General features: G+C 71.4%; 25 protein-coding genes. 10 read left to right on the plus strand and 15 right to left on the minus strand.

Going from position 1 to position 25194, the window contains the following annotated elements; all coding sequences use genetic code 11:
• A partial coding sequence (locus KY469_18675; GenBank protein ID MBW3665124.1) for a TetR family transcriptional regulator occupies nucleotides 1-1098 on the minus strand: 1098 nt, incomplete at its 3' end.
• A gap of 60 nt (nucleotides 1099-1158) precedes the next feature.
• Here KY469_18675 and KY469_18680 point away from each other — a divergent pair.
• Nucleotides 1159-1704, plus strand: coding sequence for a cupin domain-containing protein (locus KY469_18680; protein MBW3665125.1), 546 nt, complete (start codon nucleotides 1159-1161; stop codon nucleotides 1702-1704).
• 28 nt (nucleotides 1705-1732) lie between these two features.
• Here the strand turns inward: KY469_18680 and KY469_18685 are convergent, their stop codons facing one another.
• Entirely contained in the window at nucleotides 1733-2392 is a 660-nt protein-coding gene (locus tag KY469_18685; protein MBW3665126.1) for a cell wall-binding repeat-containing protein, read from the minus strand.
• 165 nt (nucleotides 2393-2557) lie between these two features.
• Between KY469_18685 and KY469_18690 the strand changes: the two genes are divergently transcribed.
• Nucleotides 2558-5020 carry a cell wall-binding repeat-containing protein gene (locus KY469_18690; protein ID MBW3665127.1) on the plus strand — a complete coding sequence of 821 codons (2463 nt, stop codon included), beginning with the start codon at nucleotides 2558-2560 and terminating at the stop codon, nucleotides 5018-5020.
• A 66-nt stretch (nucleotides 5021-5086) separates the two neighbouring features.
• Here the strand turns inward: KY469_18690 and KY469_18695 are convergent, their stop codons facing one another.
• Both KY469_18695 and tadA read right to left on the minus strand, forming a co-directional pair.
• Entirely contained in the window at nucleotides 5087-7234 is a 2148-nt protein-coding gene (locus KY469_18695; protein ID MBW3665128.1) for a CHRD domain-containing protein, read from the minus strand.
• A 261-nt stretch (nucleotides 7235-7495) separates the two neighbouring features.
• Entirely contained in the window at nucleotides 7496-8149 is a 654-nt protein-coding gene (gene tadA, locus KY469_18700) for a tRNA adenosine(34) deaminase TadA (protein ID MBW3665129.1), read from the minus strand.
• Between tadA and KY469_18705 the strand changes: the two genes are divergently transcribed.
• From KY469_18705 to KY469_18715, 3 genes are all read left to right on the plus strand, one after another.
• Nucleotides 8094-8960 carry a hypothetical protein gene (locus KY469_18705; GenBank protein MBW3665130.1) on the plus strand — a complete coding sequence of 289 codons (867 nt, stop codon included), beginning with the start codon at nucleotides 8094-8096 and terminating at the stop codon, nucleotides 8958-8960. The two genes, tadA and KY469_18705, sit on opposite strands and share 56 nt — an antisense overlap.
• Nucleotides 8961-9133: 173 nt before the next feature.
• Complete coding sequence (locus tag KY469_18710) at nucleotides 9134-10102, plus strand: hypothetical protein (protein ID MBW3665131.1); 969 nt, start codon at nucleotides 9134-9136, stop codon at nucleotides 10100-10102.
• A gap of 78 nt (nucleotides 10103-10180) precedes the next feature.
• The gene (locus tag KY469_18715) at nucleotides 10181-11698 is read left to right on the plus strand and encodes an AMP-binding protein (protein MBW3665132.1); all 1518 of its coding nucleotides are present in this window, start codon (nucleotides 10181-10183) and stop codon (nucleotides 11696-11698) included.
• A 33-nt stretch (nucleotides 11699-11731) separates the two neighbouring features.
• Here KY469_18715 and KY469_18720 read toward each other — a convergent pair whose 3' ends face one another.
• Nucleotides 11732-12058, minus strand: coding sequence for a hypothetical protein (locus KY469_18720; protein MBW3665133.1), 327 nt, complete (start codon nucleotides 12056-12058; stop codon nucleotides 11732-11734).
• Nucleotides 12059-12065: 7 nt separating this feature from the next.
• Nucleotides 12066-13253, minus strand: coding sequence for a hypothetical protein (locus KY469_18725; GenBank protein ID MBW3665134.1), 1188 nt, complete (start codon nucleotides 13251-13253; stop codon nucleotides 12066-12068).
• A 105-nt stretch (nucleotides 13254-13358) separates the two neighbouring features.
• Between KY469_18725 and KY469_18730 the strand changes: the two genes are divergently transcribed.
• Both KY469_18730 and KY469_18735 read left to right on the plus strand, forming a co-directional pair.
• The gene (locus tag KY469_18730; protein MBW3665135.1) at nucleotides 13359-14495 is read left to right on the plus strand and encodes a site-2 protease family protein; all 1137 of its coding nucleotides are present in this window, start codon (nucleotides 13359-13361) and stop codon (nucleotides 14493-14495) included.
• A complete protein-coding gene (locus KY469_18735) occupies nucleotides 14492-15478 on the plus strand; it encodes a PDZ domain-containing protein (protein MBW3665136.1) in 987 nt (328 codons plus the stop codon). Before KY469_18730 ends, KY469_18735 begins: the two co-directional genes overlap by 4 nt.
• Before the next feature lie 58 nt (nucleotides 15479-15536).
• On the opposite strand, the gene KY469_18740 is transcribed toward KY469_18735, so the two are convergent.
• From KY469_18740 to KY469_18750, 3 genes are read right to left on the minus strand one after another with little or no spacing between them, the layout of a single operon-like run.
• Entirely contained in the window at nucleotides 15537-16445 is a 909-nt protein-coding gene (locus KY469_18740) for a class I SAM-dependent methyltransferase (GenBank protein ID MBW3665137.1), read from the minus strand.
• On the minus strand, nucleotides 16442-17038 hold the full coding sequence (locus KY469_18745; protein ID MBW3665138.1) for an aminodeoxychorismate/anthranilate synthase component II: 597 nt from the start codon (nucleotides 17036-17038) through the stop codon (nucleotides 16442-16444). The genes KY469_18740 and KY469_18745 overlap by 4 nt, the downstream gene beginning before the upstream one ends.
• Nucleotides 17035-18369, minus strand: a complete 1335-nt coding sequence (locus KY469_18750) for an AMP-binding protein (GenBank protein ID MBW3665139.1) — start codon at nucleotides 18367-18369, stop codon at nucleotides 17035-17037. Before KY469_18750 ends, KY469_18745 begins: the two co-directional genes overlap by 4 nt.
• A 78-nt stretch (nucleotides 18370-18447) precedes the next feature.
• Here KY469_18750 and KY469_18755 point away from each other — a divergent pair, with 78 nt between their 5' ends.
• Nucleotides 18448-19509 carry a polyprenyl synthetase family protein gene (locus KY469_18755; protein ID MBW3665140.1) on the plus strand — a complete coding sequence of 354 codons (1062 nt, stop codon included), beginning with the start codon at nucleotides 18448-18450 and terminating at the stop codon, nucleotides 19507-19509.
• Between the two features lie 9 nt (nucleotides 19510-19518).
• Here KY469_18755 and KY469_18760 read toward each other — a convergent pair whose 3' ends face one another.
• Together KY469_18760 and KY469_18765 are read right to left on the minus strand one after the other, a co-directional pair.
• On the minus strand, nucleotides 19519-19719 hold the full coding sequence (locus tag KY469_18760; protein MBW3665141.1) for a hypothetical protein: 201 nt from the start codon (nucleotides 19717-19719) through the stop codon (nucleotides 19519-19521).
• A gap of 21 nt (nucleotides 19720-19740) precedes the next feature.
• Nucleotides 19741-20400 carry a class E sortase gene (locus KY469_18765; GenBank protein MBW3665142.1) on the minus strand — a complete coding sequence of 220 codons (660 nt, stop codon included), beginning with the start codon at nucleotides 20398-20400 and terminating at the stop codon, nucleotides 19741-19743.
• 125 nt (nucleotides 20401-20525) lie between these two features.
• Here KY469_18765 and KY469_18770 point away from each other — a divergent pair, with 125 nt between their 5' ends.
• Both KY469_18770 and KY469_18775 read left to right on the plus strand, forming a co-directional pair.
• Nucleotides 20526-20783, plus strand: a complete 258-nt coding sequence (locus KY469_18770; GenBank protein MBW3665143.1) for a cell division protein CrgA — start codon at nucleotides 20526-20528, stop codon at nucleotides 20781-20783.
• A gap of 189 nt (nucleotides 20784-20972) precedes the next feature.
• Nucleotides 20973-21233, plus strand: a complete 261-nt coding sequence (locus KY469_18775) for a hypothetical protein (protein MBW3665144.1) — start codon at nucleotides 20973-20975, stop codon at nucleotides 21231-21233.
• 109 nt (nucleotides 21234-21342) lie between these two features.
• Here KY469_18775 and KY469_18780 read toward each other — a convergent pair whose 3' ends face one another.
• The 4 genes from KY469_18780 to KY469_18795 form a co-directional block, all read right to left on the minus strand.
• The gene (locus KY469_18780) at nucleotides 21343-21666 is read right to left on the minus strand and encodes a hypothetical protein (GenBank protein ID MBW3665145.1); all 324 of its coding nucleotides are present in this window, start codon (nucleotides 21664-21666) and stop codon (nucleotides 21343-21345) included.
• Nucleotides 21667-21687: 21 nt separating this feature from the next.
• A complete protein-coding gene (locus KY469_18785; GenBank protein MBW3665146.1) occupies nucleotides 21688-22887 on the minus strand; it encodes a thiolase family protein in 1200 nt (399 codons plus the stop codon).
• A 380-nt stretch (nucleotides 22888-23267) separates the two neighbouring features.
• The gene (locus KY469_18790) at nucleotides 23268-23735 is read right to left on the minus strand and encodes a PaaI family thioesterase (protein MBW3665147.1); all 468 of its coding nucleotides are present in this window, start codon (nucleotides 23733-23735) and stop codon (nucleotides 23268-23270) included.
• A gap of 39 nt (nucleotides 23736-23774) precedes the next feature.
• Nucleotides 23775-25193, minus strand: coding sequence for a sodium:solute symporter (locus KY469_18795; protein ID MBW3665148.1), 1419 nt, complete (start codon nucleotides 25191-25193; stop codon nucleotides 23775-23777).
• Nucleotide 25194 lies beyond the last annotated feature (1 nt).

Raw genomic sequence — 25194 nt, forward strand, 5'->3', positions numbered from 1 at the left:
GGCCCGTCCCAGTCGCGGGTGCCGCAGCCGGGCACCGAGCAGTGAGGCGGCGTCGGGCGACGGAGCCGCCGGTTCGCGGTCGTTGCGGCGCGCCCACTCCTCGTCGGTGTGTGCGGCCCACGCGATCTGGACCACCAGGCCGCCGACCTGCGACGGACGGAGGAACGCCTCCTTCCAGTGGCCGCCCCCGGTGTTCACGTCGACCACGTCCAACCGGGCCCCTCGGACCTCCTCCACCGCGGCGTCGATGTCGGGGACCGCGTCCCCGATCACCAACGTCCGGACGGCATCCTGATCCAACGCCCCGAGGTGCGCCCGGAGGTGGTCGACCTTCCGCCCGCCGCCCTCTCCTCGGATGCCGTCGATCCGCGCGAGCCACCGCCCCAGCCCCAGCTCGTCGACGAGTTCGACGAGCTCGTTGCTGAAGTCCGGCGCGGCGGCGCGCACCTGGTCGCGGTAGGCCCGCCAGCCGTCGCGGCCGACAGTCTGCTGCCCGAGCGACCCTCGGAACTTGAAATCTTCGGCCAGGATAGCCTCGACCGCGTCGTCATCCGTGAGCCCCTGACCGGTCAACGTCTTCCACGTGTCGAAGTTCACAGCTACCGCGACCAGCGCGGCCCGCCGGGAAGACGAGCTCGGAGGGTCGTCGTAAGCGGAGCTCAACACCTCCGTCATCTGCGCGAACGACCGCTCGACCAGCGGGAGGTTGAACTGCCGCATCGACTCGACCACGTGCATGTCGCGGAACACGTTCTGCAGCATCTGTTCGTTCCGGGCGTAGTGGCTGTAGAGCTGGGTCAGCGCAACCGTGAGCCGTTCGCGTGGCTCGTCGATCGCCGTCCACGAGGCCGGGTCGGGGGGTGGGTCCTGCGCCATCCAGTGCAGCATGCAGACCTGCAACAGCGCCGCTTCGTCGGGGAAGTGCGCGTACAGCGTGGGCCGGGACACGCCCGCCTCCCGCGCGACCGCCGACAGGCTCGTGTTCGCCGGACCGATCTTCGAGTGCAGTTCGACCGCCGCTTCGACGATCCGTCGCCGCGTCTCGCCGGTCCTCTCGGCGCGCGTCGTCTGCCGGTACCGGCGCTTGACCTGGGCCATACTTTCACTTTACAGTAGTGTAATCCGAAATCTAGCGACGGCGCACGCGGAGGCGGAGCGATGACGGACCACGACGGCACCGAGGCGCTGGACTTCCGCCCATCACTGCGGCAGACGATGTTCATCACCGGCGTGTCGGAGGAGACCGACGGCAGGATCTCGCGGGTCGAGATCGAACTCGAGGGGGACCAGGGGGGCCCGCCCAAGCACGTGCATCCACAGCAGCGTGAGATCTACACCGTCGAGGAGGGCGAGCTGACCGTCACGCTCGATGGCGACCGGCACGTCGTGCCGGCGGGCGAGTCGATCGAGATCCCCGCCGGTTCCTTGCACGGGTTCGCCAACCCCTCGGACCAGCCGGTTCGCTTCACCGCCGACCATCGGCCGGCCCTTCGGTTCGAGGAGTACATCCGCCTCGTGCACCGCACGGTCCAGGGCAGGAAGGCCACCCTCCCGGTGATCATGCGCATCGTCCGCATCGAGAGCTCCTACCCCGAGACGATCCTGCCGCCCCCCGGGCCACCCCGGCTGGTCAGCAAGGTACTCGCGGGGCTGGGGAAGCTGGCGGGTTTCCCGACCGGCGAGGAACTCACGGCGTCGAGCTGACCGCGGTGGGACCTCGCCTCGAGACCTATCAAGCGGTGGCTGCTTGCTGCAGCGTCTCGTCGCACACCCGGGCCTCGCCCCCCAGGGCGACCACCCTCGCGGGCCGCAGGCGCCGGATCTCGTCGAGCACGACCTCGGGTACGTCACCGCATGCGGGCACGAGCAGGATCGGCCCGAGCGTCAACGACCCGCCTACCAGGGCGTCGGGGTTCAGCTCCTTGTCGGCGAGGTAGACCTCCGGGGCGCCGTTGGGGAACTGGTACCGCGAGATCTCCACCGCGGTCTCCACGCGACCCGGGCCGGCCAGCCGATCGACCTCGCGGCCGCTCGCCGTCGTGACCGTGACCTTCCCGACCATGCCCTTGTCGACGTCGAAGCGGCAGAAGTAGTCGACGGTCCCGGTCTCGGTGAACGTGAGGGTGAAGCTCTCGCCGGGCTTGAGGAGTTGATCGAAGGTCGCGCCGTCGTCCGAGGTGGACGTGACCGTGTGCCCCTTCGAGTCGGTGTTCCTCCACACCACGCGGTCGGCGACCTCCACCTCCACGGTTGCCGGCGTGAAGCGGAAGTTCGACACCGCCTGGACCTCGACCGTCTCGGCTGCCGCGGTGGTTACGAGGACGATCCCACCGAGGATCACGAGGGTCAGGGTGACGACGAGGAGCCTGGTCGTCGAGGGCGGGTGAGACATGGTCGGCACCTCCGGGTTCGGTCGCGGCAGCTCCAACGGAGGCGGGACCCTACCGCGGTCCGCCCCCCGGATGAGCCGATCCGCGGGACGCCACGGACGGGCCGCGGTAGCCTCCCCGGGCGCGCGCCACCGCACGCACCGTGGGATCGCCGGGCCGCTGCCGGCGTGGGGACAGGGAGCCAGCGCATCCTCTCTCGTCGTTCACTGCTGCGCAACGGGGTCGTGGCCGGGCTCGGCCTGTCGGCGTTCCGCCCGGTGGCGCTGGCCGCCGACGGCGACTCAGCGGCCACAGCCGATCTCGGGTACAGCTGCGATCTCGCGGGGGTGTCCGCGTCTCGGTTTCAGCTCGCGACCGCATCGCTGACACCGTTCGAGCGGGCGTTGGTGTTGCCGGAGGTCCTGGCCCCACGGCGGTCCGATGCGACGACGGACCAGTACGACGTCACCATGCGCGTCGCGGAGCAGGCCGTGGTACCGGGGGCGGGGCCGACGACGATCTGGGGCTACGAGGGCACGTGGCCGGGACCGACCATCGTCGCGCGGGTCGACCGGACGGTCGAGATCACCCAGCACAACCAGCTAGACGTTCCCACCTCGATCCACCTCCACGGCGCCCACGTCCCACCCGACATGGACGGCCACCCCAACGATCTCATCGACCCCCGCGCCGCGAAGCTCTACCGCTACCACAACGATCAGCTCGGGGCGACGCTGTGGTACCACGACCACGTCGAGCACGCCACGGGGCACAACGTCTACCAAGGCCTGGCGGCGTTGTACCTGCTGCTCGACGAGCTCGAGGAGGAACTCGGCCTGCCGCGCTTCGACCCCGACCCCTCCCTGACGCGCGACGTGCCGCTGGTCATCCAGGACCGCAGCTTCCAGGCGGACGGGCAGCTCGTCCCGTTCGACTCCTACCCCGGCGTCAGCGGTCACACCGGCCTGCTCGGCGACACGATCGTCGTCAACGGCGTGCCCCACCCCCGCTTCGAGGTCGGCCGGGCCCGCTACCGCTTCCGCATGGTCAACGGCTCCAACGCGCGTGTCTACGAGCTCGCGCTCTCGGACGGGGCGCCGCTGCTGCAGATCGCCACGGACGGTGGGCTGTTGCCCCGCCCCGTGCGCCGGAGCAGCATCGAGCTGTACCCCGCCGAGCGCGCCGAGGTCGTCATCGACTTCTCCGCGTACGCCAAGGGCACCGAGATCGTGCTCGAGAACCGCACCGCGGGCGCGTCGGGCACGCTACGGCAGGTGCTGCGTTTCGACGTGGTCCGCGACGAACCGGATCCCTCCGCGGCCCTGACGCCCACCACGACGCTGCGACCCCGCGAGGATCTGCCGGCACCGACGGTCACCCGCGACCTCGAGTTCACGCTCGACGACAGCGGCTTCTGGGTCATCGACGGCAAACGCTTCGATCCCCAGCGGGTCGACCAGATCGTCAAGCACGGCGCCGTCGAACGCTGGCGCCTGCACGCACCTGCGGACCTCTCGCCGATGAGCCACCCCGTCCACCTGCATCTGATCATGTTCCAGGTGCTCGCACGCAACGGACGCCCGACTCCAGAGTGGGAGCGCGGCTGGAAGGACACCATCCCGGTCCACCCCGGCGACACCGTCGAGATCGTCGCCCGCTTCGAGGGGCACACCGGCACGTACGTCTACCACTGCCACAACCTCGAGCACGAGGACCACGACATGATGGCGCAGCTGCAGATCGTCGACCTGCCGCGCCTGGGCGGCCTCGACCGTATCGAGACGGCCGCCACCGTCTCGGCAGCCGCGTTCCCGGACGGCGCACCGGTGGCGTTCGTAGCCACGGGGCAGAGCTTCGCCGACGCGCTCGCCGGGGGGCCGGTCGCCGCCCTGCGCGGAGGCCCCGTGCTGTTGACGGGGGATCGCCTCCCCGACGCGACCCGCGCCGAACTGCAGCGTCTCGGCCCTGGCGAGGTCATCATCCTCGGTGGTGAGCGAGCGGTGACCGGGGCGGTCGAGGCGGACCTGGCCGCTGCAGGCGACTGGCACATCAGCCGCACGGGAGGCGACGACCGGTACGGCACGGCCGCCGCGCTCGCGATGCAGCACTTCGGATCGGGTGTAACGGTCGCCTACGTCGCCACGGGGATGGACTTCGCGGACGCGCTCGCGGCCGGCGTGCCGGCAGCACTCGGTGGCGGCCCGGTCCTGCTCGTGCGCCCCGACGCGGTCCCGGATGCCACAGGGCAGGCGCTGCGTGCGCTGCAGCCTCAACGCCTGTACGTGCTCGGAGGTACCCGCGCCGTCTCCCGCGATGTCGAGGAGCAGCTGCGCAGCTCCGTTGCGGGGCCTGTCGACCGTCTCGCCGGTGACGATCGGTACGGGACCGCCGCTGCCGTCGTCCGGCAGACGTTCACCGAGACGGGTGGGACCGTCTACGTCGCCAGCGGCGTGGCCTTCCCCGACGCGCTCGCGGGTGTCCCCGCGGCCGCGCGCGTGAAGGCACCCGTGCTGCCGGTGCGCCCCGACGCCATCCCCGCCGCCATCGCGACCGAGCTGCGCCGCCTCGAGCCGGCACGGATCGTCCTGCTCGGGGGCCCCGCGGCTGTTTCGGAACAGGTCGAACGCGAGCTCGCCGACTTCCTGCCCTGACGAGGCCCGCTCACAGGCGGGGAGGGCCCCGTGAGGCCCTCCCCTGTGTGCGTCGGGTGGATCAGCTCACCGCGTGAACGCCGACATCGACATCCGCTTGACCGGAGCGTCGTGGGGTGGATCCGGCGTGAAGAGCAGGCCCTTCAGCTCGCCGCCGGGGTTCGCCTCGGTGTGCACGTTCAGGTAGTAGTCGCTGGGCGTGGCACCGATCGCGGCGACCGTGGCCTCGTCGAGGCCCTCGGCGCAGTCCCAGGCCACGTAGAACACGTCCTCGGGCGAGAACTCACGCTTCTCCGGTGTCTCCAGCGGCACCACCACACCACCGGTTTCGACGTCGTGGATGTGCTGCGCGGTCGGGTCACCGGTCGTCCCGAAGGCGAACGTGAAGTAGCACAGCTCGGTCGGGTCGTCGGCGTTGCCGACGAAGAACCCGAACCCACCCGCGAAGGGCAGGCCCTCCACGCCGGCCTCTTCAGCTGTGGTGAACGACCCGGCGAGGAACGACGGCTCGAGGAGCTGGCCACGCACCGCGCCGCCGGGGAACGACTCGGTGTGCAGGTTGAGGTAGTAGCCGCCGGGGTTGGCCAGGATGTCGGCCACCACCGCCTCGTCGATACCGAAGGTGCACCCGTAGGGGTCACCGAACAGACCTGGGCTCACCAGCAGCGGCACCACCGGTGGACCATTGACACCCTCGGCACCCTCGTGGACGTGTGCGGCCGCGACCGGCTCCGGCACGTCGCTGAACCAGCTGTAGCAGAGCGCCCCGCCGTCCGGCGTGCCGCGCACGTCACCCGCGCCTCCCGCACCGGCCAGTCCAGAGGGATCGCCCTCGTCGTCGACCTCGGCTTCGCCGGTCATCAGGGCCAAGCGCGTCCGGGGGCCGAAGAACGGTCCGCTGTTGGAAGCGGTCTGCGCCTGTGCGCAGCTCGTGCTCGCCAGGTTCGGGCCGCACACGACGTGGGGTCGGCCACCCATGAGCGCCTGGAACGCGACACCATCGAGGGTCGTGTCGTTGGCGCCGGTGTCCGCGGTCCGGGACCGCACGAGCAGCAGACCGGACGCCCCGGTGGTGTGCGCCGCGGCCGGGAAGCCCGCGGCCCACGCGTTCTCGTCCATCGCCTCGATGAGCACCAGCCGGTGCATGCCACCCACGAAGTCGTCCGCGTGCTCCGCCGCCTGGGACCGGAGGAACAGCTCGGTGGCGGTCTCGAAGCGCGTCTCACCGCCAGCTCGATCCACGTCGAGGCCCAGCCCGCGCAGGTCCTCCTCGACGTCGTCGCTGAGCGCGTCGGGGCCACCCGCGATGATGACCGAGCGGATGCCGGATCTACTCAGGTAGTCGCTCGTCTCGGGCGACAGCGCCTCGGTCCGCGACAGCAGCACCGGGATGCCGAGGTTCGCGCCCAGCGCCCCGGCGCCGAGCGAGTCGGCGAAGGCCTGGCTCTGGTCGCGCCCCGGCTCCTCCCAGGCGCGAGCGATGATGGCCTGGCTCGCGCTCGGGAAGAACGCTGCCGCCGTCGCCGTCGCCGTGGTCAGGCGCGTGTCGCCGAACACGCGACGCGTGCGGTAGCCCAGCTCCACGAGCCGTGCCTCGACCTGAGGCTGCAGCGCCTCGGGACCGCCGAGCAGGATGACCTGTTGCGCCCCCAGCCGCGTCAGCTCCTCCTCGACGCCCCGCACGACCCGATCGTTGAGCGTCAGCAGCAGCGGCGCCCCGAGAGCACCCTGCGCCGGCCCGGAACTCAGCGAGTCGGCGAAGACGTCGTTGCGCGCCAGCAGCACCGTGGGGGCGGAACCGTCGTCGAAGCCCCACCGGCTCCAGTTGAGCGCGCGATCGATGTTGGTGTCGCCGCTGATCATGCTGGCTCGGGTCGGTTCGACGATGACCGTCCCCGCCATACCCTCGCCCTCGGGATCGCCGTGGAACTTGCAGAAGTAGGGCACGATCCCGGGCTCGGTGAACGTCACCGCGTAGGTGTCGCCGCGGTAGCGCGTCCCCGAGTCGAAGCTGAAGTCGGACCCGGTGACCGTGTGCGGCTCGGCTCCCGCCCAGTCCCACACGACGGTGCCACCCGCCTTGACCACGATCGGGTCGGGATCGAAGGCGAAGTCGCGCACCACGGCACGTGAGCCTGCCGCGGCGACCGGCAGCGCGACCAGCAACGAGCTGACCAACGTGGCCGTGGCGATGACGATCGACATCCTCCGCATGGCGCCAACCTTTCCCGTCGTGTGCGACGATCGCCCAACCGTCGCGCGCCTGCCGAGCGACGGCTGCCTCCAGCGCCGCTCGCAGCCGGAACGCTAGAGCCGGGATGGGTGGCCTGGGACCGATACGGACAGCATGCGCGCCCGACGCACGTCGCTGGCCGCCGCCATGCGAACCCACTGTGGAGCGGTCAGCCCGTCGTCCTCCGCGCCGCCGAGCGCGCTGGGCCACTCGCCCGGTCGGCCCCACACGTGCGTCCCACGTCAGGGTGTGGTCTCGCGTCTGCGTTCGGCGAAGAAGTCGGCCAGCAACGCCCCGCACGTCTCCGCCTCGACGCCCCGCACGACCTCGACCCGGTGGTTGAGCCGCGGGTCACGGGGGATGTCCCACAGCGCCCCGGCCGCGCCGGCCTTGGGATCGTCAGCCCCGAAGACGAGCCGGTCGATGCGGGCGAGCACGGTCGCGCCCGCGCACATCGCGCACGGCTCGAGCGTGACGTAGAGCGTGCAGCCGTCGAGCCGCCAGCGCCCCAGCCGACGCGCGGCCTCGCGCAAGGCGAGCAGCTCGGCGTGGGCGGTGGGGTCCTGGTCCACCTCGCGCCGGTTGTGAGCCCGCGCGATCACCTCGCGCTCGTGGACGACGACCGCCCCGATGGGGATGTCACCGTGGGCGGCCGCCAGCCTCGCTTCCTCGAGCGCGGTACGGACGTACGACGCGTGATCCAACCGTGGCCTCCCGCGTGATGGTCGCACACCGGCACCGCGCGGGGGACACGCGCGTTGCGCGGTGAGATAGCATGAGATACCGTTAGATGCACGAAAAATCGGTGGAGCGGGTGGGGGGCCTCGGATCGGAGGGGACGTGGATCGCGACCGTCGGGTGCTGCTGTCGTGGGCCGCGTTGCTCACCGCGATCATCGTCGTCTTCGGCAGCGTGGATGGCGGGGCGTTGGCGACTCCGTCGCTGACCGACCCGGGAGCGTGGCCGGACTGGCTCGCCACGACCGCACCCGCGACCACGGCGTTCGCACTGCTGCGACTGCTGGTCGTGGCGCTCGCCTGGTACCTGCTCGGTGCCACGGCCCTCGGCGTCCTGGCGCGACTCACACGCGCGAGACACCTGACGCGCATCGCCGATGCCGTGACCCTGCCCAGCCTGCGACACCTGCTGCAGGCCGCCGTCGGGCTGGGACTCGCAGCCAGCGCGGTGGGGATCGTGACCACGCCGCCCCCCGTGGCTCACGCGGTGCAAGCCTCGTCCGGCGATGAGTTCGGCTTCCGCCCTCCGGTGCTGGACACGCCGCTCTGGGATCCGGTACCCGAGACCGCGACCGTGGTGGTACCGCCCACGACCGACCGGGCATCGCTCGCCACGCCCCCAGCACTCGACCCGAGCGCGTTCGTCGAAGCGCCACCCGTCCCGGTAGACCCGAGGCAGCGGAGCGCTCCCAGCGCGACGGCGACCGAGGAACCGGCTGCGGATGAGGGGGTCGCGTCCCCCGCCACAGCAGGCGACCCGGAGACCTGGGTGGTCCAGCGGGGCGAGCACTTCTGGTCGATCGCTGAGGCGCGCGTCGCAGCCGTCAGCCCGGACCCCCCGCGTGAGCACGAGATCGCGGAGTACTGGCACCGGCTCATCGCGGCCAATCGGGGCGTCCTCGCCGTCCCCGACGAACCCGACCTGCTGTTCCCGGGCCAAGTCCTCTCCCTGCCGCCGCTCGAAGCGTGAAGCCGGGCCACCACAGCGTGGACCCGTCCGAACGGAGGTGAGCCCCTGGCCGTGGCCAGCCCGTCGTCGGACGGCATCTGCTGGCCAGGCCCTGTCCGAAGGCGCCCGCTCGGCGGTACTCAGCACTTGATCACTCTCATAGCGTGGTGTCCGAGCGGACGTGGAGAGATGCCATGGACACGATCGAGAGCATCGGCAGGGCCGTCGAGAGCTTCTTCGCGACCTTCTGGGACGGCTTCCTCGAGTTGTACGCGGACGAGCCCTGGCTCGTGATCGCCGTCGCAGCCGGGGTGATCGTGCTGCTGGCCGGCCTGTGGGTGTGGATGCGTCGACGTCGCACCGCGCGACGGGCCGGGGCGGCCGCCGTACCCGCGTCCGCGACGACACCCGCACGGACCACGATCCGTCGTCCCGTCTACCTCGATGCGTTGCTCCTCGACGATCTGCTGGCCCACGTCGAGACGCGCGACTACAGCCGCGACCTGCGTGACACGCTCGAGGGCGGACGGCTCGAGGACGATGGTCACGCCGGCGAGACCCGCAAGCTCAACAAGGTCCTCGCAGGCATGCACGGCCGCACCGATCTGGTCACCAACCTCGACGAGGACGACGGCGCGGATCTGACCGAGGGACGCGCCGTCATCGTCACCGGCCGGCTGGTGGAGCTGCCCGCGACCGCCGCCGCCGAGCTGCTCGAGCTCTCCACGCCGCTGCTGACGCACGCGCCCAGCGACAACGGTGACGACGGGGCGCTCAAGACCCGGCCGCGCCAGACCTCGACGGCAACCCCGACGAGCACCGCGGCACCGCTGGTCCTGCGACTGGAGCCCACCGACGGCGACCGGAACTTCCTCGTCGTGCTCCCCCGCGAGGGCCTGCGGGTCGACGACCCCGATTCCCTCGGGGGCCGCGTCACCCTCATCGGCGTCGTCGACGAGGTGCTGGGATCGCGCGACCGCCTCGGTCCCGACCGCTACCTCAAGCCGGGACTGTCGAGCGACGTGCGCGAGCACATCCGCGACCGTGAGCTCAGCGAGGTCGTGTCGTCGCTGGCGGACGCCGCCGGCACGAAGCTGTCCGAGCGCGACCTGACCTTCAAGGGCCCGGGCGCGCGCGTCACGCCCGCCGCTATCTACCGCTGATGCGCACCCGCTGAGGCCGACCTCGGCGCAACAGCGGGAGCTCCAATTACGATCGCCCCCTCACACGAGGAGGCGATCGTGGGTGAGCACCACCTCGCGCGGCTCGCCGAGGCGTCGCGCGAGCGACATCCCGGCGAGGGCACGCTGCTGTACGAGGGACAGCGGTTCGACGCACCGACGCTCTGGGACCGTATCCTGCGCGCGGCCGGAGGCTTCAAGGCCCTCGGCATCGCCCCGGGTGAACGGGTCGTGGTGCTCATGGCGAACTGCCCGGAGGTGGGCATCGCCTACAACGCCCTGTGGCGCATCGGGGCGGTGATCACCCCGGTCATCTTCCTGCTCCCCCCGGAGGGGATCCGCCACGCGCTGCTCGACGCCGAGGCGTCCGCGGTCGTGACCACACCGGAGTTCGTGACGAACGTGCGCGCCGCAGCCGAGGGCGTGCCGACGCTGCGGCACGTGATCGTGGCCGGCGACACCGACGACGAGGGTGCCATCGCCTACGCCGACCTGGAGCAGCACGATCCCGTGCCGATCACCGACCGCGCTGACGACGACCTCGCCGCGCTGATGTACACGGGCGGCACGACCGGACGGTCGAAGGGCGTCATGCTCACCCACGAGAACCTGTGGTACTGCGGCCGCTCGGGCCACCTCGCCAGCTACATCCCCGACCTCAACCGGGTGATCGTCCCTCTGCCGCTGGCGCACGCGTTCGGCCTGATCGTCACCGTGATCGGTCTTCACAGCACCGAGCCGCGCGACACCGTGCTGATGCGGTGGTTCGACGCCGCCGGTTTCCTGCAGCTGGTCGAGCAGGAGCGCTGTGAGCGGGCCACGTTGGTGCCCGCGATGCTTCAGCTGCTGCTGCAGCAGCCCCTCGAGGACCACGACCTGTCGTCCTGGGCGACCATCAACGTCGGATCCGCCCCGCTGCCACTCGAGGTCGCGACCGAGTTCGAGCGGCGTGTTCCATCGCTGACGATCTACGAGGGCTACGGCCTGACCGAGTCTGGCGGCATCGTGACCACCAACCGCCCCGGCGCACGCAAGCTCGGCACCGTCGGCACCCCCATCGACGGCTACGAGGTCCGTGTGGTCGACGACGACGGCAACGACGTCGATGCAGGCCAGCCCGGCGAGGTGATCTTCCGCTCGCGGGGAACGATGTCCGGCTACTGGCGCTCACCCGAAGCGACCGAGCAGACCATCGTCGACGGCTGGGTCCACAGCGGCGACATCGGCGTCCTCGACGAGGACGGCTACCTCTCCATCGTCGACCGCAAGAAGGACCTGATCATCCGCGCCGGGTTCAACGTCTACCCCCGTGATGTCGAGGACGCCCTCGTCGAACACCCTGCGGTGGCCATGGCCGGCGTGGTCGGTGCGCCCGACGAGGCCAAGGGCGAGGAGGTGGTGGCGTTCGTGTCGCTGGCGCCGGGCGCGCAGGCGGACGCCGACGAGCTCGTCGCGTGGGCACGTGAGCACATCGGCGGCTACCGCTACCCGCGCGAGGTCCGCGTGATCGATGCGATCCCGCTCACTCCGATCGGCAAGACCGACCGCAGGGCGCTCCGGGCCCGCCTGAGTTCCTGAACGAGCCGCGCAGGCGACCCGGCCGGGCGTGGATCAGCGCTCGCGGTTGTCCGGCATGGTCCGCAGTGCCTCGGCGACCTCGGGCGGGGCGTTCATCCCGTACGCCACGAGGCTCCAGCCGCGGTGGCCCTCAGGACAGCGCAGGACCAGCACGAGCTCCTCGTCGGAGGGGTTGGTCTCGCCCTCGTAGCGGTGCAGCCCGATGACCTCGACGTCGGCTGGGGGGTAGGGGTCGGCACACCGGCTGCAATGCACGGTGGGTCCGGCGGCGATCCGGAACCGAGCGTCGTAGCCCTGCGCCTCCAGGGCATCGACGACGTCGTGCAGGGGCAGCAGCTCCTGATCGATCCCGGGGTCCACGATCAGGTCACCAACGCAGCAGCGCGGCGACGCCGTCGTTCTCGTCGAGCAGCGCGGCGACCTCGGCGTCGACCGGGGTGACCTTGCCGCTGGTCGACAGCGCCCGTTCCAGCATGCGCTCCACCAGGTAGGGCTCCTCGACCAGCTCCTCACCCAGCGCCTCAGCCGGCCCCCCCTCCTCGGCGAACAGCAGCCCCTGATCAGCGCTGCGGAAGCCGGAGAAGGTCACGTCGGCCGAGAACAGCAGGTGGGCGACACGGCCCTCGTTGAGCGCCCCGAGCACGTCACGCAGACCCAGCGCCCCGGCGTTGCCCGACAGGGCCCGGTCCCGCGCCTGGCCCACGAGGTCGAGTTCACGCTCGCGGTGCATCGATCGCAGCGTGGGCCACACGGTGGTCGCGATCGTGTGCGGTGTCTCGGTCTCCCACCGCTGGTCGGCTTCGACGATGCGCAGGTCGTTGCCGCTGCTGAGCTGATCGATGACCCACTGGCGCAGCTTGTTCTCCCCCGCGACGACGAGCCGGTCCCAGCCGCGTTCCTTGCCGGCCTTGAGGTGGTCCTCGAGGGCTGAGCGCAGGAAGCGCCTGCGGTTCTCGTCGAGCCGATCCTCGAAACGCTCGCGGTGGCTGACGCCCTGCTGCGCACGCTGTGGGTTGGCGGCGACGGGGCCGCCCTTCTGGTCGGCGAGCTGCGCGTCACCGAACCCGAAGTTGTTGGTGTCGAGCTCGCGGACCTCGCCCATCTGCCACTCGAGCAGACGGGTCCCGCCCCGGTGGGCGACCAGGATCCCTGCGGGGCGGCCCTCGTCCCACGCCGCCACGAGCGGCCGGATGTAGGCGTTCTCGCGCCACAGGACGCGCTCGGCGAACGGCACCTGGACCGTCACGGTCTCGCGGTGGCCGTCGCTGACGGCGACGAACATCGCGCGCCCCCGACCCGAGCGTGACGAGTCGAGGAACTGATCGAGGTCGGGTTCGAGCGCGTCGAGGCGGTCGTGGACCGCCTTCCACCGCTCGTGCTCCTCCTCATCGCGGACCTTCTGGCGCAGGTCGCGGATGCGGTTCTTGATCTCGATGCGCCACGCAGGCTGGGGGTTGGACTGCCCCTCGGGGGTGATCCCGACGTAGAACGACAGGACCCCGACATCGTCACGCATCTCGATCAGGCGGGCGAGGGTCTTCTCGTCAAGGCTCATGCCATCACCCTAACCACACGAAGCTCGGCGCGCTCCGCGCCCACCTCGACCCTCGACCGGGGGCACGCGGAACCCCCCGGCGACAGCCGGCGTTACGGTTCGACGATGTTCCAACGTGCAGTGACCCTGGGTGAGGTACGCGGCATCCCCGTCCGCGTCGATCCCTCTTGGCTCATCATCGCGGCGCTGGTCGCGTTCAGCTTCTGGCGACAGTTCACCTTCTACGGCCATCCGGACGTGGCCGCCGTGGCCATGTCCCTGCTGACCGCGATCCTCTTCTTCGTCTCGGTGCTCGTGCACGAGCTCGCCCATGCCCTGGAGGCGCAGCAGCGGGGCGTCGAGGTCGGCGGCATCACGCTGTTCCTGTTCGGGGGCGTAACCGAGATGCACCTCGAGGCGAAGCGTCCCCGCGACGAGTTCGCCCTCGCCGCGGTCGGTCCGTACGCGAGCCTGGTGCTCGCGGCCGTGTTCGGCCTCGTCGCGGCGTACGCCAACACCTACGGACCCGCCGCTGCCGCACCGATCGGGGACATCGCCGGGCTGCTCGGCTGGATCAACGTGGGACTCGCCGTCTTCAACCTGCTCCCCGGAGCACCGCTGGACGGCGGACGCGTGCTGCGGTCCGGGTTGTGGGCGCTCACGCGTGACCGCGTACGCGCCATGCGCCTGGCCGGACGTGCGGGTCAGCTCCTCGCGATCGCGCTGATGACGTACGGGGCGTTGCTTCTGCTGACGGTGCCCGGCGGGGCGTTCACGGGCATCTGGTTCGCGCTGATCGCCTGGTTCATGCTCCAGGCCGCCAGCACCGAGGTGGCCCAAGCCGACGTCCGTGGTCTCGTCGCGGACCGCACCATCGGCGCGATCGTGCACGCCTCGGCCCCGCGTGTCCCGGCGTCTCACTCGGTCGCCGTCGCGGAGGCGCGCCTGGCCGCAGAGGGCCATCTCGCGTTCCCGGTGGAGGACGACGGCGAGGTCGTCGGGGCGCTGCTCGCCGAGGACGTCGCCGCGATGGACCCCCAGGACCGCACGTTCCGTCTCGTGAGCGAGATCATGCGTCCGCTCGACGACGTACCGATCGTGTCGGAGGACACCCCGATCCTCGATGTGCTGTCGACGCCAGCGCCGGACGACACCGGGCTGCTGCTCGTCCGCCGGGACGATGGCGACGTGCTGCTGACCCGGCTGGACATCGCACGTGCCCTCGCGCGGTTGCGATCGCTCGAGAGGAAGCGCCGCCCGTGAGCCGTCGCTTCCTGTACCTGCTGTCGGCTGCGGTGATCGTGTGGGCGGGCCTGATCGTGCCGCTGCCGCTGTCCGCGGTCGCTCCCGGCACCGCGCCGTCGATCCCTCCGCTGCTCGACATCGGCAGCGAGACGACGCCCATGAACGGTGACATCAAGCTCCTCACGGTCGTGGTCAGCCAGCCCAGCGTCATCGAGGCGGCCATCGCCTGGTGGGACGACGACGTCGAGCTCAACCAACGCCGAACGTTCATCCCCGAGGGCTTCACCCGCCAGGAGTACTTCGAGCTCGAACGTCAGGAGTTCCAGCAGAGCGGGACCATCGCCACGGTCGTAGCGATGCAGCTCGCCGGGCACGAGGTCGTGGTCCGCACACGTCCTGTGGTCGCCGGGGTGATCCCTCAGAGCCCCGCGGACGGCGTGCTCCAGCCCGGCGATCTGATCCTCGAGGTCAACGGCGAGGAGGTCGAGACCGCGGACGAGCTCGCCACCAAGTCCCGTCGCGCGGAGACCGGCGAGAGCATCGAGCTGCACGTGCGTCGGGGGGAGGACGACCGGGAGGTCAGCGTGACCGCCGCACAGGTGCGCGGCATGACGCGCCCCGGGATCGGGGTGTTCGTCGACACGATCGTCTCCGACCTCGAGCTGCCCTTCGAGGTCGCACTCGATCCTGACATCCGCATCGGCGGACCATCGGCCGGGATGATGATCGCGGTCACCATCTACGACCTCGTCAGCGAGGACGACATCGCCGCTGGCCGGGTGATCGTCGGCACCGGCGAGGTGCTGCCCGACGGCAGCGTCGGGAGCATCGGCGGCATCCGCGAGAAGGTCCGTTCCGCCCTCGACGCAGGCGCCGATGTCCTGGTCGTCCCCGAGCAGCAGTTCGAGGCGGCACGCGCGACGGCGCCCGAGGACCTCGAGATCATCGGCGTCGCGAACGTGCGCGAGGCCATCGAAGCACTCGGCGGCACTCCGAACTGATCCCACCCCTGCTCTGGGTCGGATCGCGGTCAGATGCGGCCACAACCCGACCCGGGGTTCAGCTCGGGTAGGCGTTGGTTATCACGTCGTCGAGGTCGACCTCCCACCGCAGGCGGGTGCGACCGGCGCGGCGGGCGATGACGCCCGCGCCGAGGTACGCCTGGGCGTGCTCGTTCCCGGCGACGATGGCGTGACTGAACCGTGGCACGACCGACGCCGGCTCGCCCATGGCGACCTCCTCGATGACGAACCCCGTGGCAGGGTTGAACAGGGCGAACCAGGCATCGTTGGAGTACCGCCAGTAGTCCCACGGCACCTCGTGCAGCGGGAAGGTCTGGTGCGTCTGGACCAGCACCAGCCCGCCGTCCCGGAGCACCGAGTTCAGCTCCAGCACCACCTTCCACGGCATCGCGAGGTGCTCGAAGACGGACAGCGAGACGACCGCGTCGAACCGTTCGCGGCGTCCGAGAGCTCGGCGCAGCGCGTGGGCATCCGCGACGAGATCGACGTTGGGCCCCGGGCGGATGTCGAGGCCGACGTGGGTCCAGCCCGCTGGCAGGTCGCCGAGGAGCTGCTCGCTCCGCTCGCCCCGCGCCCCGACCTGCAGCAGCCGCCCCGGCGCCTGAGCCGCGAGCAGCTCGCAGAAGCGGGGCCACAACCGGTGGTAGGGGTCGTCGGCCAGCCCCACCCGCAACGGATCGTCGAGTCGGTGGCGATCCCCGTCGGCGCCCGTGGCGACGAGCGTGACGTCGTCGATCGTCACCCCGGCTGGCAGGCGGAACGACAGTGCGAAGTCGAGCGCGTTCTCTGGCGGCGCGTCCTCGTCCTGCGGTGGGCGCCCCGGCCACGTCTCGATCGGCCGCTGGCCGTGCGCGACGCCGACGTCGGTGGCGACTCGGACCCAGCCCGCAGCGTGCCCCACCCCACGGAAGCTGCACCACTCGGTGACGTGCCAGTCCAGGCTCACGACGGAGCGCGGCAGCGAGCCACGAAGTTGCCGAGCAGCCGCATCCCCACCGAGGTGAGGATCGACTCGGGGTGGAACTGCACGCCCTCCACCTCGAGCTCCCGGTGGCGCAGACCCATGATGAGGCCGTCGCCGGTCTCCGCGGTGACCTTGAGCACCGACGGGAGGTTGTCGCGGTCGACGACGAGGGAGTGGTACCGGGTCGCCTCGAACGGGACCGGCAGCTCGGTGAGCACACCCTCCCGTCGGTGGTAGATCGGGCTGGTCTTGCCGTGCACGAGCTCGGGGGCGGCGACGATCGCTCCGCCGTACACCTCGCCGATGCATTGGTGGCCCAGGCACACCCCGAGGATCGGGCGCTGACCAGCCAGAGCACGGATGGCGTCGTTGGACAGGCCCGCGTCGGCGGGCCTGCCCGGTCCGGGGCTGATGACGAGGCCGTCGGGGGGGTCGGCGGTCAGCTCGTCGATCGTGAACGCGTCGTGCCGGAGCACCTCGACCCGCGCCCCGAGCTCGCCGAGCTCCTGCGCGAGGTTGTAGGTGAACGAGTCGTAGTTGTCGACGATCAGCACGACCGGAGCGTCGCTGCTCACGCCGACTCCTCCGCTGCGGCGCCGTCGAGCGCGTCCACCAGCGCGAAGCTGCCGTCCTCGTCACCACGGACCCACTCGCCGGTGATGAGCCATCCGCCATCCGCCGCCACGGTCGGGATCTGGGGCCCCTGCACGGCGAGGCGGCCGGGCCGCCCCGGCCGTGCCAGCTTGCGGGCACGTTCGTCGACGACCACCGCGACCGTGTCGGTCAGCGGCAGCCCGATGGTGCCTCGCTTCGAGCGTCCGTAGATCGGGTTGGCGTGGGTGGGCAGGCAGGCCCCGCTCGGCACGTACAGCGACCGCAGCCGCGCCCCGCCCGCCGCCTGCTCGAACCGGTCGGCGGTGTCGGCATCGAGTGGAGCGCCCAGCGCGAGGCACGCCCGCAGCGACGTCAGCTCGTCACCGTCGCGCCGGTGAACGAGCTCGGCGTAGGCCGAGGCCGGGGCGTACAGCAGGGTCGGCTTGCGGTCGCTGGTCACCTGACCGAGCGTGCCGGCACTGAGCGGCTCGCACAGCACGAGCGTCGCAGCGGACAGCACGGCGTGGAGCACGCACGCGGTCACGCCCACCGGATCGGTGACCGGGATCCCGGCGAGGAGCCGCTCACGTCCGGCCTGTTCATCCGGGACCCACAGGCGCGCCTGGAAGCTGGCCGCGACGAGGTTGCCGTGGGACAGCACGTACGGCTCGCCGGCCAGGGTGATCTCGAGGGCAGGTGCACCGGGGTCCAGCGGGGCCTGAACCGGGGCGGGGTTGGCCTCCCCGAACAGCTCGCCCGCCTCGACCACGCCCTCGCGGAGGGCGGCGGTCGAACGTCGGTGGCGGAGTCGCAGACGGTCGCGCCACGTCCGACCGAGGCGGTGGCGGTCGGCGACGACGAGCGGAGCGACGTCGGGTGAGACGTCGGGGCGCGAGGTGAACAGCGCGTCCAGGCCCTCGAGTGGTGGCGTCTCGGGGGCGATCGGGACGACCACCGCCCCGACGCGCAGGGCCGCGAGGAGGGCAACCGGTGCGAGGACGTCGTTGCCGAGCTGCAACCCGATGCGCGCCGCGACCGAGACGCCCCGTCGGCTGAGGGCGCCGGCGAGCGCGTCCACCGCCTCGCCCAGCTGTGCGTAGGTCAGCTTCCCCGTGTCCGCGTCGACCGCTATCACCTCGGGGAAGTCACGCACCGCATCATCGAGGAACCGGGTCACGGGCACGTCGGGATGGCGGTACGAGGGCGGCACGCCCGGCGGGTAGGACGCCAGCCACGGCCGCTCGAGCTCACCAGGTACCGGGAGGCGCGAGCCGCGGCGACGACGACGCGCCGGCTCGGTGGCGCCTGGCACGTGTGGCCTCCGGCTCGGGGACCGGCGAGTGTAAGTCACTCGAACTAACGTCAGGCAGGTGGCGACCCCCGAGGAGATGTGACCACGGAACCGCTGGGCGACCTTCGCGACGCGGTCGATGCCGGGCTGGCCGCCTTCCTCGAGCGGGCGCTACCGCGGCTGGTCTCGCTGCACCCGGCGCTCCAGGATGCAGCTGACGAGCTGGGAGCGTTCGTGCTCGGCGGCGGCAAGCGGGTGCGGCCGATCTGCCTGCTCCTGGGTCACCGCGCCGCCGGCGGCGACGACGAGCGGGTGACGGGCCCGGCGCTGGCGCTGGAGCTGTTGCACACCTGTGCGCTGATCCACGACGACCTGATCGACGAGGCCGACACGCGTCGCGGCCGGCCGAGCATCCACCACCGCTTCGCCGCGGACCACGGTCGACGCGGCTGGCGAGGCGATCCCCGGACGTTCGGCACCGCCGCCGCGGTGCTCCTCGGCGACCTCGCGTTCGTCCTCGCCGACGAGCTGTTCCTCGACGCGGGCGTCACGTCGGACACGCTTCTCGCCGCGTTGCAACTGTTCACCACCATGCGTGAAGAGGTGATGGCCGGCCAGTACCTCGACGTCGTCGCCGCACACGACGGTCACGGCGACGGCGCGCTCGCGCTGCGGGTCGCCGCGCTGAAGTCCGGCCGCTACACGATCGCGCGACCGCTGCAGCTCGGGGCGGTGCTCGCAGACGGAGATGACCGACTTGTCGAAGGTCTGTTCCGTTTCGGCGAGCCGCTCGGACAGGCGTTCCAGATCCGCGATGACGTGCTCGGGGTGTTCGGCGCCGCCGACGCCACGGGCAAGTCCCGCGACTCCGACCTGCGCGAGGGCAAGCGCACGCTCCTCGTGACCGAGACCTCGGCTCGCCTGTCCGGGGACGACGCGCGGCGCTTCGGCGAGCTGCTCGGTCACCCCGGACTGACCGCCGACGAGGCCGATGAGCTCCGGATCCTCATGCGGGAGTCGGGCGGCGTCGAGGCCACCGTCACGATCGCGGACCAACTACGGGCCGCGGCGCTCGAGGCGCTGCGGAAGCTGGGCGTGCCCGATGACACGCGGCTCGCGCTCGAGCATCTCGCGCGCTTCGTGGTCGACCGCCAGGCGTGACCCGCGGACTCAGCGACCCAGCGTCGGGTCGTCGGTGAGGGTCTCCACCCACGGGAACACGACCGTGAAGAGCACCACGAGAACCACGAGCACGACGAGGCCGATGACCAGCACCCGTGCGACCCGCCGCCCGGTCGAGCGCGCCGCGGCACCGCGTATCGCTCCCTCGGCAGCGCGCGCGTCGACCCCGTCAGAGGTGTCGTCCACCACGGTGGTCCCTCCCGTCTCTGCTCACGCTACCGGCGTGGCGAGCTCCGCGAACACGACGAGCCGCTGACGCGCGCTGAACCTCGGGTGGCACGTGGTGAGGGTGAGCAGGGCCGTGTCACCACCGGCCCCGAGCGGGTCCGGTCCGACCACCCACACATCCCCGGGCGAAACGATCCGGGTCTCGCGGACGACGTAGACCCACTCGCGCCGCTCCCGGTCGACCACGTGGATCTCGTCGCCCGCCACGACGTCGTCGAGATGGTAGAAGGGCGCCCCGTACGTCGTCCGGTGCCCGGCCACGGCGAAGTTGCCGATCTCGCCCGGCCCGGCGCTCTCGGGGTAGTGACCGGGACCGTTGCGGAGCACCGGGAGGCTGACGCCCTCGACGAGGAACAGCGGATCGGCGTGCACCAGCGGCTCGTCGGAGCCGGGGCGTTCGAACCACATCGCCGCGTAGGCGTCGCCGGGGTCGACCGGCTCCCGCGGTCCCTGCGCGACCGGCTCCTCGCCGGGCAGTGCCTCCTCAAGGGGCCCGTACTCGAGTTCGAACTGCTCGAGCAGCTCGGCCTGGGCCCGCTGGGTCTGCAGGTTCGTGAAGAACAGCAGGTACACGAGGTAGAGCAGGATGAGCACCCCGAGGCCGATGAGCGACCAGCCGAGGACACGTATCGCCCGCAGCACGCACGTCCCTTCGCCGTCGGGAGGGTAACGACGCAGCCGGAGGGCGCGTTCCAGCCCACTCGGGGACCGCCGAGGTGAGCCACTACCATCGGTCGCCAGGCGCGCGCACCTCGGAGGGACCGCCCATGCCCGAGAGCAGGCACCGACGCAAGGGCAAGCAGCGGCCACGCCCCGGCAAGGCGGCGGGCCCGCCCCGCAACCCCACGCCGAGCCCAGCGTGGGTACCGATCACCGGCAGCGTGCTGCTCGGACTGGGCGTGCTGATCATCCTCGCGGGGTACTTCACGGCGATCTCGGGCCCGATCCTCGGGCAGAACTTCCCGCTGGTGCTGGGGTTCGTGCTGCTCGCGATCGGCTTCGGCTTCCTCACCCAGTGGCGCTGACAACGGTGGACTTCCACCCGTGTCGTTCTTCCCCAGCCCTGTCCACAGCTGTGGACAGGAGGGGGCGACCGCGCCGCCGCTTTCCACGGAACCTCTCCACAGCCTGTGGACCCGTCCCACGGCTGGTTGACTGAAGCACCCTGGCGTTCGCTGCGTGACGAGGTGACCGCACTACGGGAAGGACGCGACGTGCCGGTCTACGAGTACCGCTGCGAGGGTTGTGGACAGAGCACGGACCGGATCCTGCCCTACGAGCGGGTGGACGATCCCGGACCGTGTCCCGCGTGCGGCGGCGAACTCGCCCGGCGGTGGTCACGGGTGGCGGTGAAGCTGCAGGGGTGGGGCTTCTCGCGCACCGACGCGCTCGTGCCCGACCGCCCCGGAGGCCGCAACGACTTCAAGCAGGTCCAGGAGCGCGCCGAGAAGCTGTCCGACACCGGCGAGCTGTAACTGGCGACGCCGCATCCGCGTCGTCGATACAGCCTTCGCGGTCCACCCACGGCCGAGAGCGCGGTCTCGGCCGCTCGGGTGGCGGGGGGACCCCGGGCGCTGTGATCGACTATCCGGGGTCGACCTCGGTGCGGGCGTGCATGCGCGCCCCGCAGTGACGCGGGGGCAGCCCCGAGCCGGCGGCGACGACCAGTAACTCCGCGCCGCACTCCTCGCACCAGTAAAGGGTCGGTCCTGCCGCGGTGGGCGGAGGCTGCTCGTCGTCCGCGACGTCGACGCCGTGCGCCCCGCGTCGGAACGACCGCAGCGTCGCCGTGCCCCAGGCCCAGACCAACGCTCCGATCAGCGGGGCGAGGACGAACTTCCAGCCCCACACGACGGCGACGAAGGCGGCTGCGGCGATGGCCACGACCGCGACGAGGATCGCCGCCACGGGTCCGCTCCGACCGATCGATCAGCTGGCGAGGTTCTCGAGGATGGTCGCGTTGGCCATCCCGCCACCCTCGCACATCGTCTGCAGCGCGTAGCGCGCACCGCGCTGCTGCATCGCGTGCACGAGCGTCGTCATGAGCCGCGCGCCGCTCGCGCCGAGCGGGTGGCCGAGCGCGATGGCGCCGCCGTTGACGTTCACCTTCTCGAGGTCCGCACCGAGCTCCTCCGCCCACGCGAGCGGGACGGGCGCGAACGCCTCGTTGACCTCGAACACGTCGATGTCGTCGATGCCCAGCCCGCTGCGTTCGAGCACCTGTCGCGTCGCGGGGATGACGCCCGTGAGCATGTAGATGGGGTCGTCTCCGGCCACGGCGAAGGTGTGGAAGCGGGCGAGGGGCTCCAGACCGAGCTCCTCGGCCTTGCTGCGCTCGACGATCAGCAGCGCCGCGGCGCCGTCGCTGATCTGGCTGGAGTTGCCGGCGTGGACGACCCAGTCGATCTGGGGGAAGCGCTCGCGGTACTCGTCGGTCTGGAACGCGGGGCGCAAGTTGCCCAGGCTCTCGACGGTGGTGCCGGGACGCAGCCCCTCGTCGGTCGTGACCTCCTCGACCGAACCGTCCTCCATGGTCGCCTTGACCGGCAGGATCTCGTCGTTGAAGCGGCCCTGCTCGGTCGCCTCGATGGCGCGGCGGTGCGACTCGGCCGACAGCTCGTCGAGCTGTTCGCGGGTCTGGCCCCACTTGGCGGCGATCAGCTCTGCGCTGATGCCCTGCGGCACCAGCCCGCCCTCGTAGCGCTTCGTGATCTGCTCCGTGAACGGCCACCCTCCGGCCGCGGAGGACCCCATCGGCACGCGGCTCATCACCTCGACACCGCACGCGACGGCGATGTCGTACGCGCCGGCGATGACGCCCTGCGCGGCGAAGTGAGCCGCCTGCTGCGACGAGCCGCACTGCCGGTCGATCGAGGTGGCGGGTACGGATTCGGGGAAGCCTGCGGCGAGGACGGCGTTGCGGCCGACGTTGAGCCCCTGCTCGCCGACCTGGCTGACGCAACCGGCGATGACGTCCTCGATGTGTGCGGGGTCGACACCGGTGCGCTCGACCAGTCCACGGAGCGTCTCGGCGAGCAGATCGACGGGGTGCCAGCCGGAGAGCTTCCCGCCGGGCTTGCCCTTGCCGACGGGGGTACGGACCGCGCCGACGATGACGGCTTCGCGCATCTGGGGTCTCCTGGGAGGTCGGGGAGAGGTGCGTTCAGCGTACCGAGCGGTCCGGCGCCGCCCGCAGGCGGCGCCGGACCTCGGTGCTCGCCCTAGTGGGCCGACACCCGGATCCCCCAGACCAGTACCAGCAGGCCCAGGAGGATCCCGAGGCTGACGCCAGCGGCGGGGTAGTCCGTCGTCAGCGTCCACCACAGCTCCGTGATGACCTCCATGTCCTCCACCTCCTATCCCGTCGCGAGCCCTCCGAGACCCGCGCTGGTGCAACCACGCTCTCCCTGTATCGACTACGGAGCGTGAGGACTTGAGCCAAATTGACTACGTTCCGTAGTCGGTTCGGGGGACTCGGCGGTCGGGATGAGGCGGTCCAACCGGGCGGATCAGTGCGCGGCGCGCCACTCGTCGGGCCACGCGGCCTCGCCGAGGTGCCAGCCCGACGTGCGGTGGCCCATCGCCTGAAGGCTGGCGACCAGCTCGGCTTCGTCGGCACGTACCTCGATGAGGTAGGCGGCCGTCCGGCGCGTCCGGGAGCGCTCGCGGGCCTCGGCGACGAGCTCGGTGTCGGGACCGACCGGCGCGAGGTACTGCACCTCGACCGTCAGCGCGACCGCTTGGCGGCCCCACGAGTTGGACGCGACCGCGAGGGCGGCGTCACCCAGTGCGAAGAGCGCCCCGCCGTGCACCGACCCCGCGAAGTTGCGGTGCTCGTCACCCGGTGTCCACCGCACGCGCGCCCACCCGCCGCCCCAGTCCTCCAGCGTCCCGCCGAGCGCGCGCAGCAGCGCATCGCGCCGGAACAGCGCATCGAGCGCGTCGCGGTTGGGGTGCTCGGTCGTGTGGGCATCCACGGTCCCGCGACGGTAGCTGCGTCGGTCGCCGGCGCGCCGTCATCCGCGTTCGGCCAGGAGGGGGATGCGGGCGTTGAGCTCCTCGAGCTCTGAGTCGCCGCCGCTGGCGAGCGAGAGCCCCACGGCGACCAAGGTCGACCCCGCGATGGCGCCGAGGAACGGGGGCAACGTTGGTACGACCGCCGCGAACGTCACCGTGTCCCAGATCGACACCGCACCGCCACCGATCGCGGCGGCCACGACCGCCCCGACGAGCCCCCCGATCCCGCCCGCGAGGACCGCCGGGGCGGTGGCGCGGCGCCACAGGCTGAGCAGCGCCGGGACGACGGTCGCCGCCGCCAGGAGGTCCGCGACCAGGAACAACCGGAGCACCGACACACCCTGGAATGCGACCGCAGCGGCGGGAACCAGCAGGACCGCCGTGACGATGCGGGCATCGCGCAGCGACAGGCTCGGACGCTCGGCCACCACCAGGGAGGCCAGCGCGTTCTCGAGCGTGTCCACCGACGAGGCGACGAGCGCGATCCCCAGGACGAGCACGACGACCGCGACCCAGGTCGCGACGCCGCCCACGAGGGCGAAGAAGGGCACGATCGCCGTGGCCGTCGGGTCGGACACGCCCGCTCCGACCGCGAACGTGCCGAGCAGTCCGACCACCAGCACCACCGGGATGGTCAGCCCCGCGCCGATGAGCGTGCCCCGCCGCAGATCGCGGTCGTCACGCGCCGCCCACACCCGCTGCCAGTAGCCCTGGTGGAACAGGTTCGCCGCGGTCACCGCGATGACGAGAGTGACGGCGGCCTCGACGCCGGCCGCGTCGACACCCGCCCCGCCGGAGCGGTCGAGGGTCCCGCCCAGATCACCGAAACCGGCGACGATGGCGACGACGGCGATCGCGACCAGGGCGAGGACGAGCCAGCCCTGCCAGCGGTCCGTGCGCAGCGACGCACGCAGACCCCCGTAGGCGGTGTACGCGAGCGTGACCGCCGCGACGGCGACGATCGTGACCCGCGCGTCGAGGCCGGCCAGGATCGCGGTGACGCCGCCGATGGCCCCGAGTTCGGCGGTGACGAACACCCACATGTACAGGATCGAGATCCCCACGACGTAGGTGTGGAAGGCGCGACCGAAGCGGAGCCGGACGAACTCAGTGAGGCTGTGGCCGGCCGGGACGAGGCGCCGCAGCCGCGGGCCGAGCAGCCCGAACGCCAGGATCGGGGCGGCGGCTGCCACGGCGTAGCCGACCACGGCATCGACGCCCGCGCGCGCGCCGATCTCGGGCGGGGCGAACAGGATCCAGGCGCCGAGTCCCGACGCGAAGAAGGTCAGGGCGAGCGGCCACGATGACTGGCTGTTGCGCGCGACGAGGTACTCCTCGAGGTCCTCGTCGCCCCGGTCCGTCGTGAAGCCCACCCACGCGAACAGCGCGAGGGTCGCGAGCAGGACGAGGACACCGATG

Source organism: Actinomycetota bacterium (assembly GCA_019347575.1).
Taxonomy (GTDB): domain Bacteria; phylum Actinomycetota; class Nitriliruptoria; order Nitriliruptorales; family Nitriliruptoraceae; genus JAHWKY01.

What these genes read in the sequence shown, in the direction of transcription:
- KY469_18680 (MBW3665125.1), top strand. Translation starts at nt 1,159, where the DNA reads ATGACGGACCACGACGGCACCGAGGCGCTGGACTTCCGCCCATCACTG.
- KY469_18685 (MBW3665126.1), bottom strand. Translation starts at nt 2,392, where the DNA reads ATGTCTCACCCGCCCTCGACGACCAGGCTCCTCGTCGTCACCCTGACC.
- KY469_18695 (MBW3665128.1), bottom strand. Translation starts at nt 7,234, where the DNA reads ATGCGGAGGATGTCGATCGTCATCGCCACGGCCACGTTGGTCAGCTCG.
- tadA (MBW3665129.1), bottom strand. Translation starts at nt 8,149, where the DNA reads ATGATCGCGGTGAGCAACGCGGCCCACGACAGCAGCACCCGACGGTCG.
- KY469_18710 (MBW3665131.1), top strand. Translation starts at nt 9,134, where the DNA reads ATGGACACGATCGAGAGCATCGGCAGGGCCGTCGAGAGCTTCTTCGCG.
- KY469_18725 (MBW3665134.1), bottom strand. Translation starts at nt 13,253, where the DNA reads ATGAGCCTTGACGAGAAGACCCTCGCCCGCCTGATCGAGATGCGTGAC.
- KY469_18730 (MBW3665135.1), top strand. Translation starts at nt 13,359, where the DNA reads ATGTTCCAACGTGCAGTGACCCTGGGTGAGGTACGCGGCATCCCCGTC.
- KY469_18770 (MBW3665143.1), top strand. Translation starts at nt 20,526, where the DNA reads ATGCCCGAGAGCAGGCACCGACGCAAGGGCAAGCAGCGGCCACGCCCC.
- KY469_18785 (MBW3665146.1), bottom strand. Translation starts at nt 22,887, where the DNA reads ATGCGCGAAGCCGTCATCGTCGGCGCGGTCCGTACCCCCGTCGGCAAG.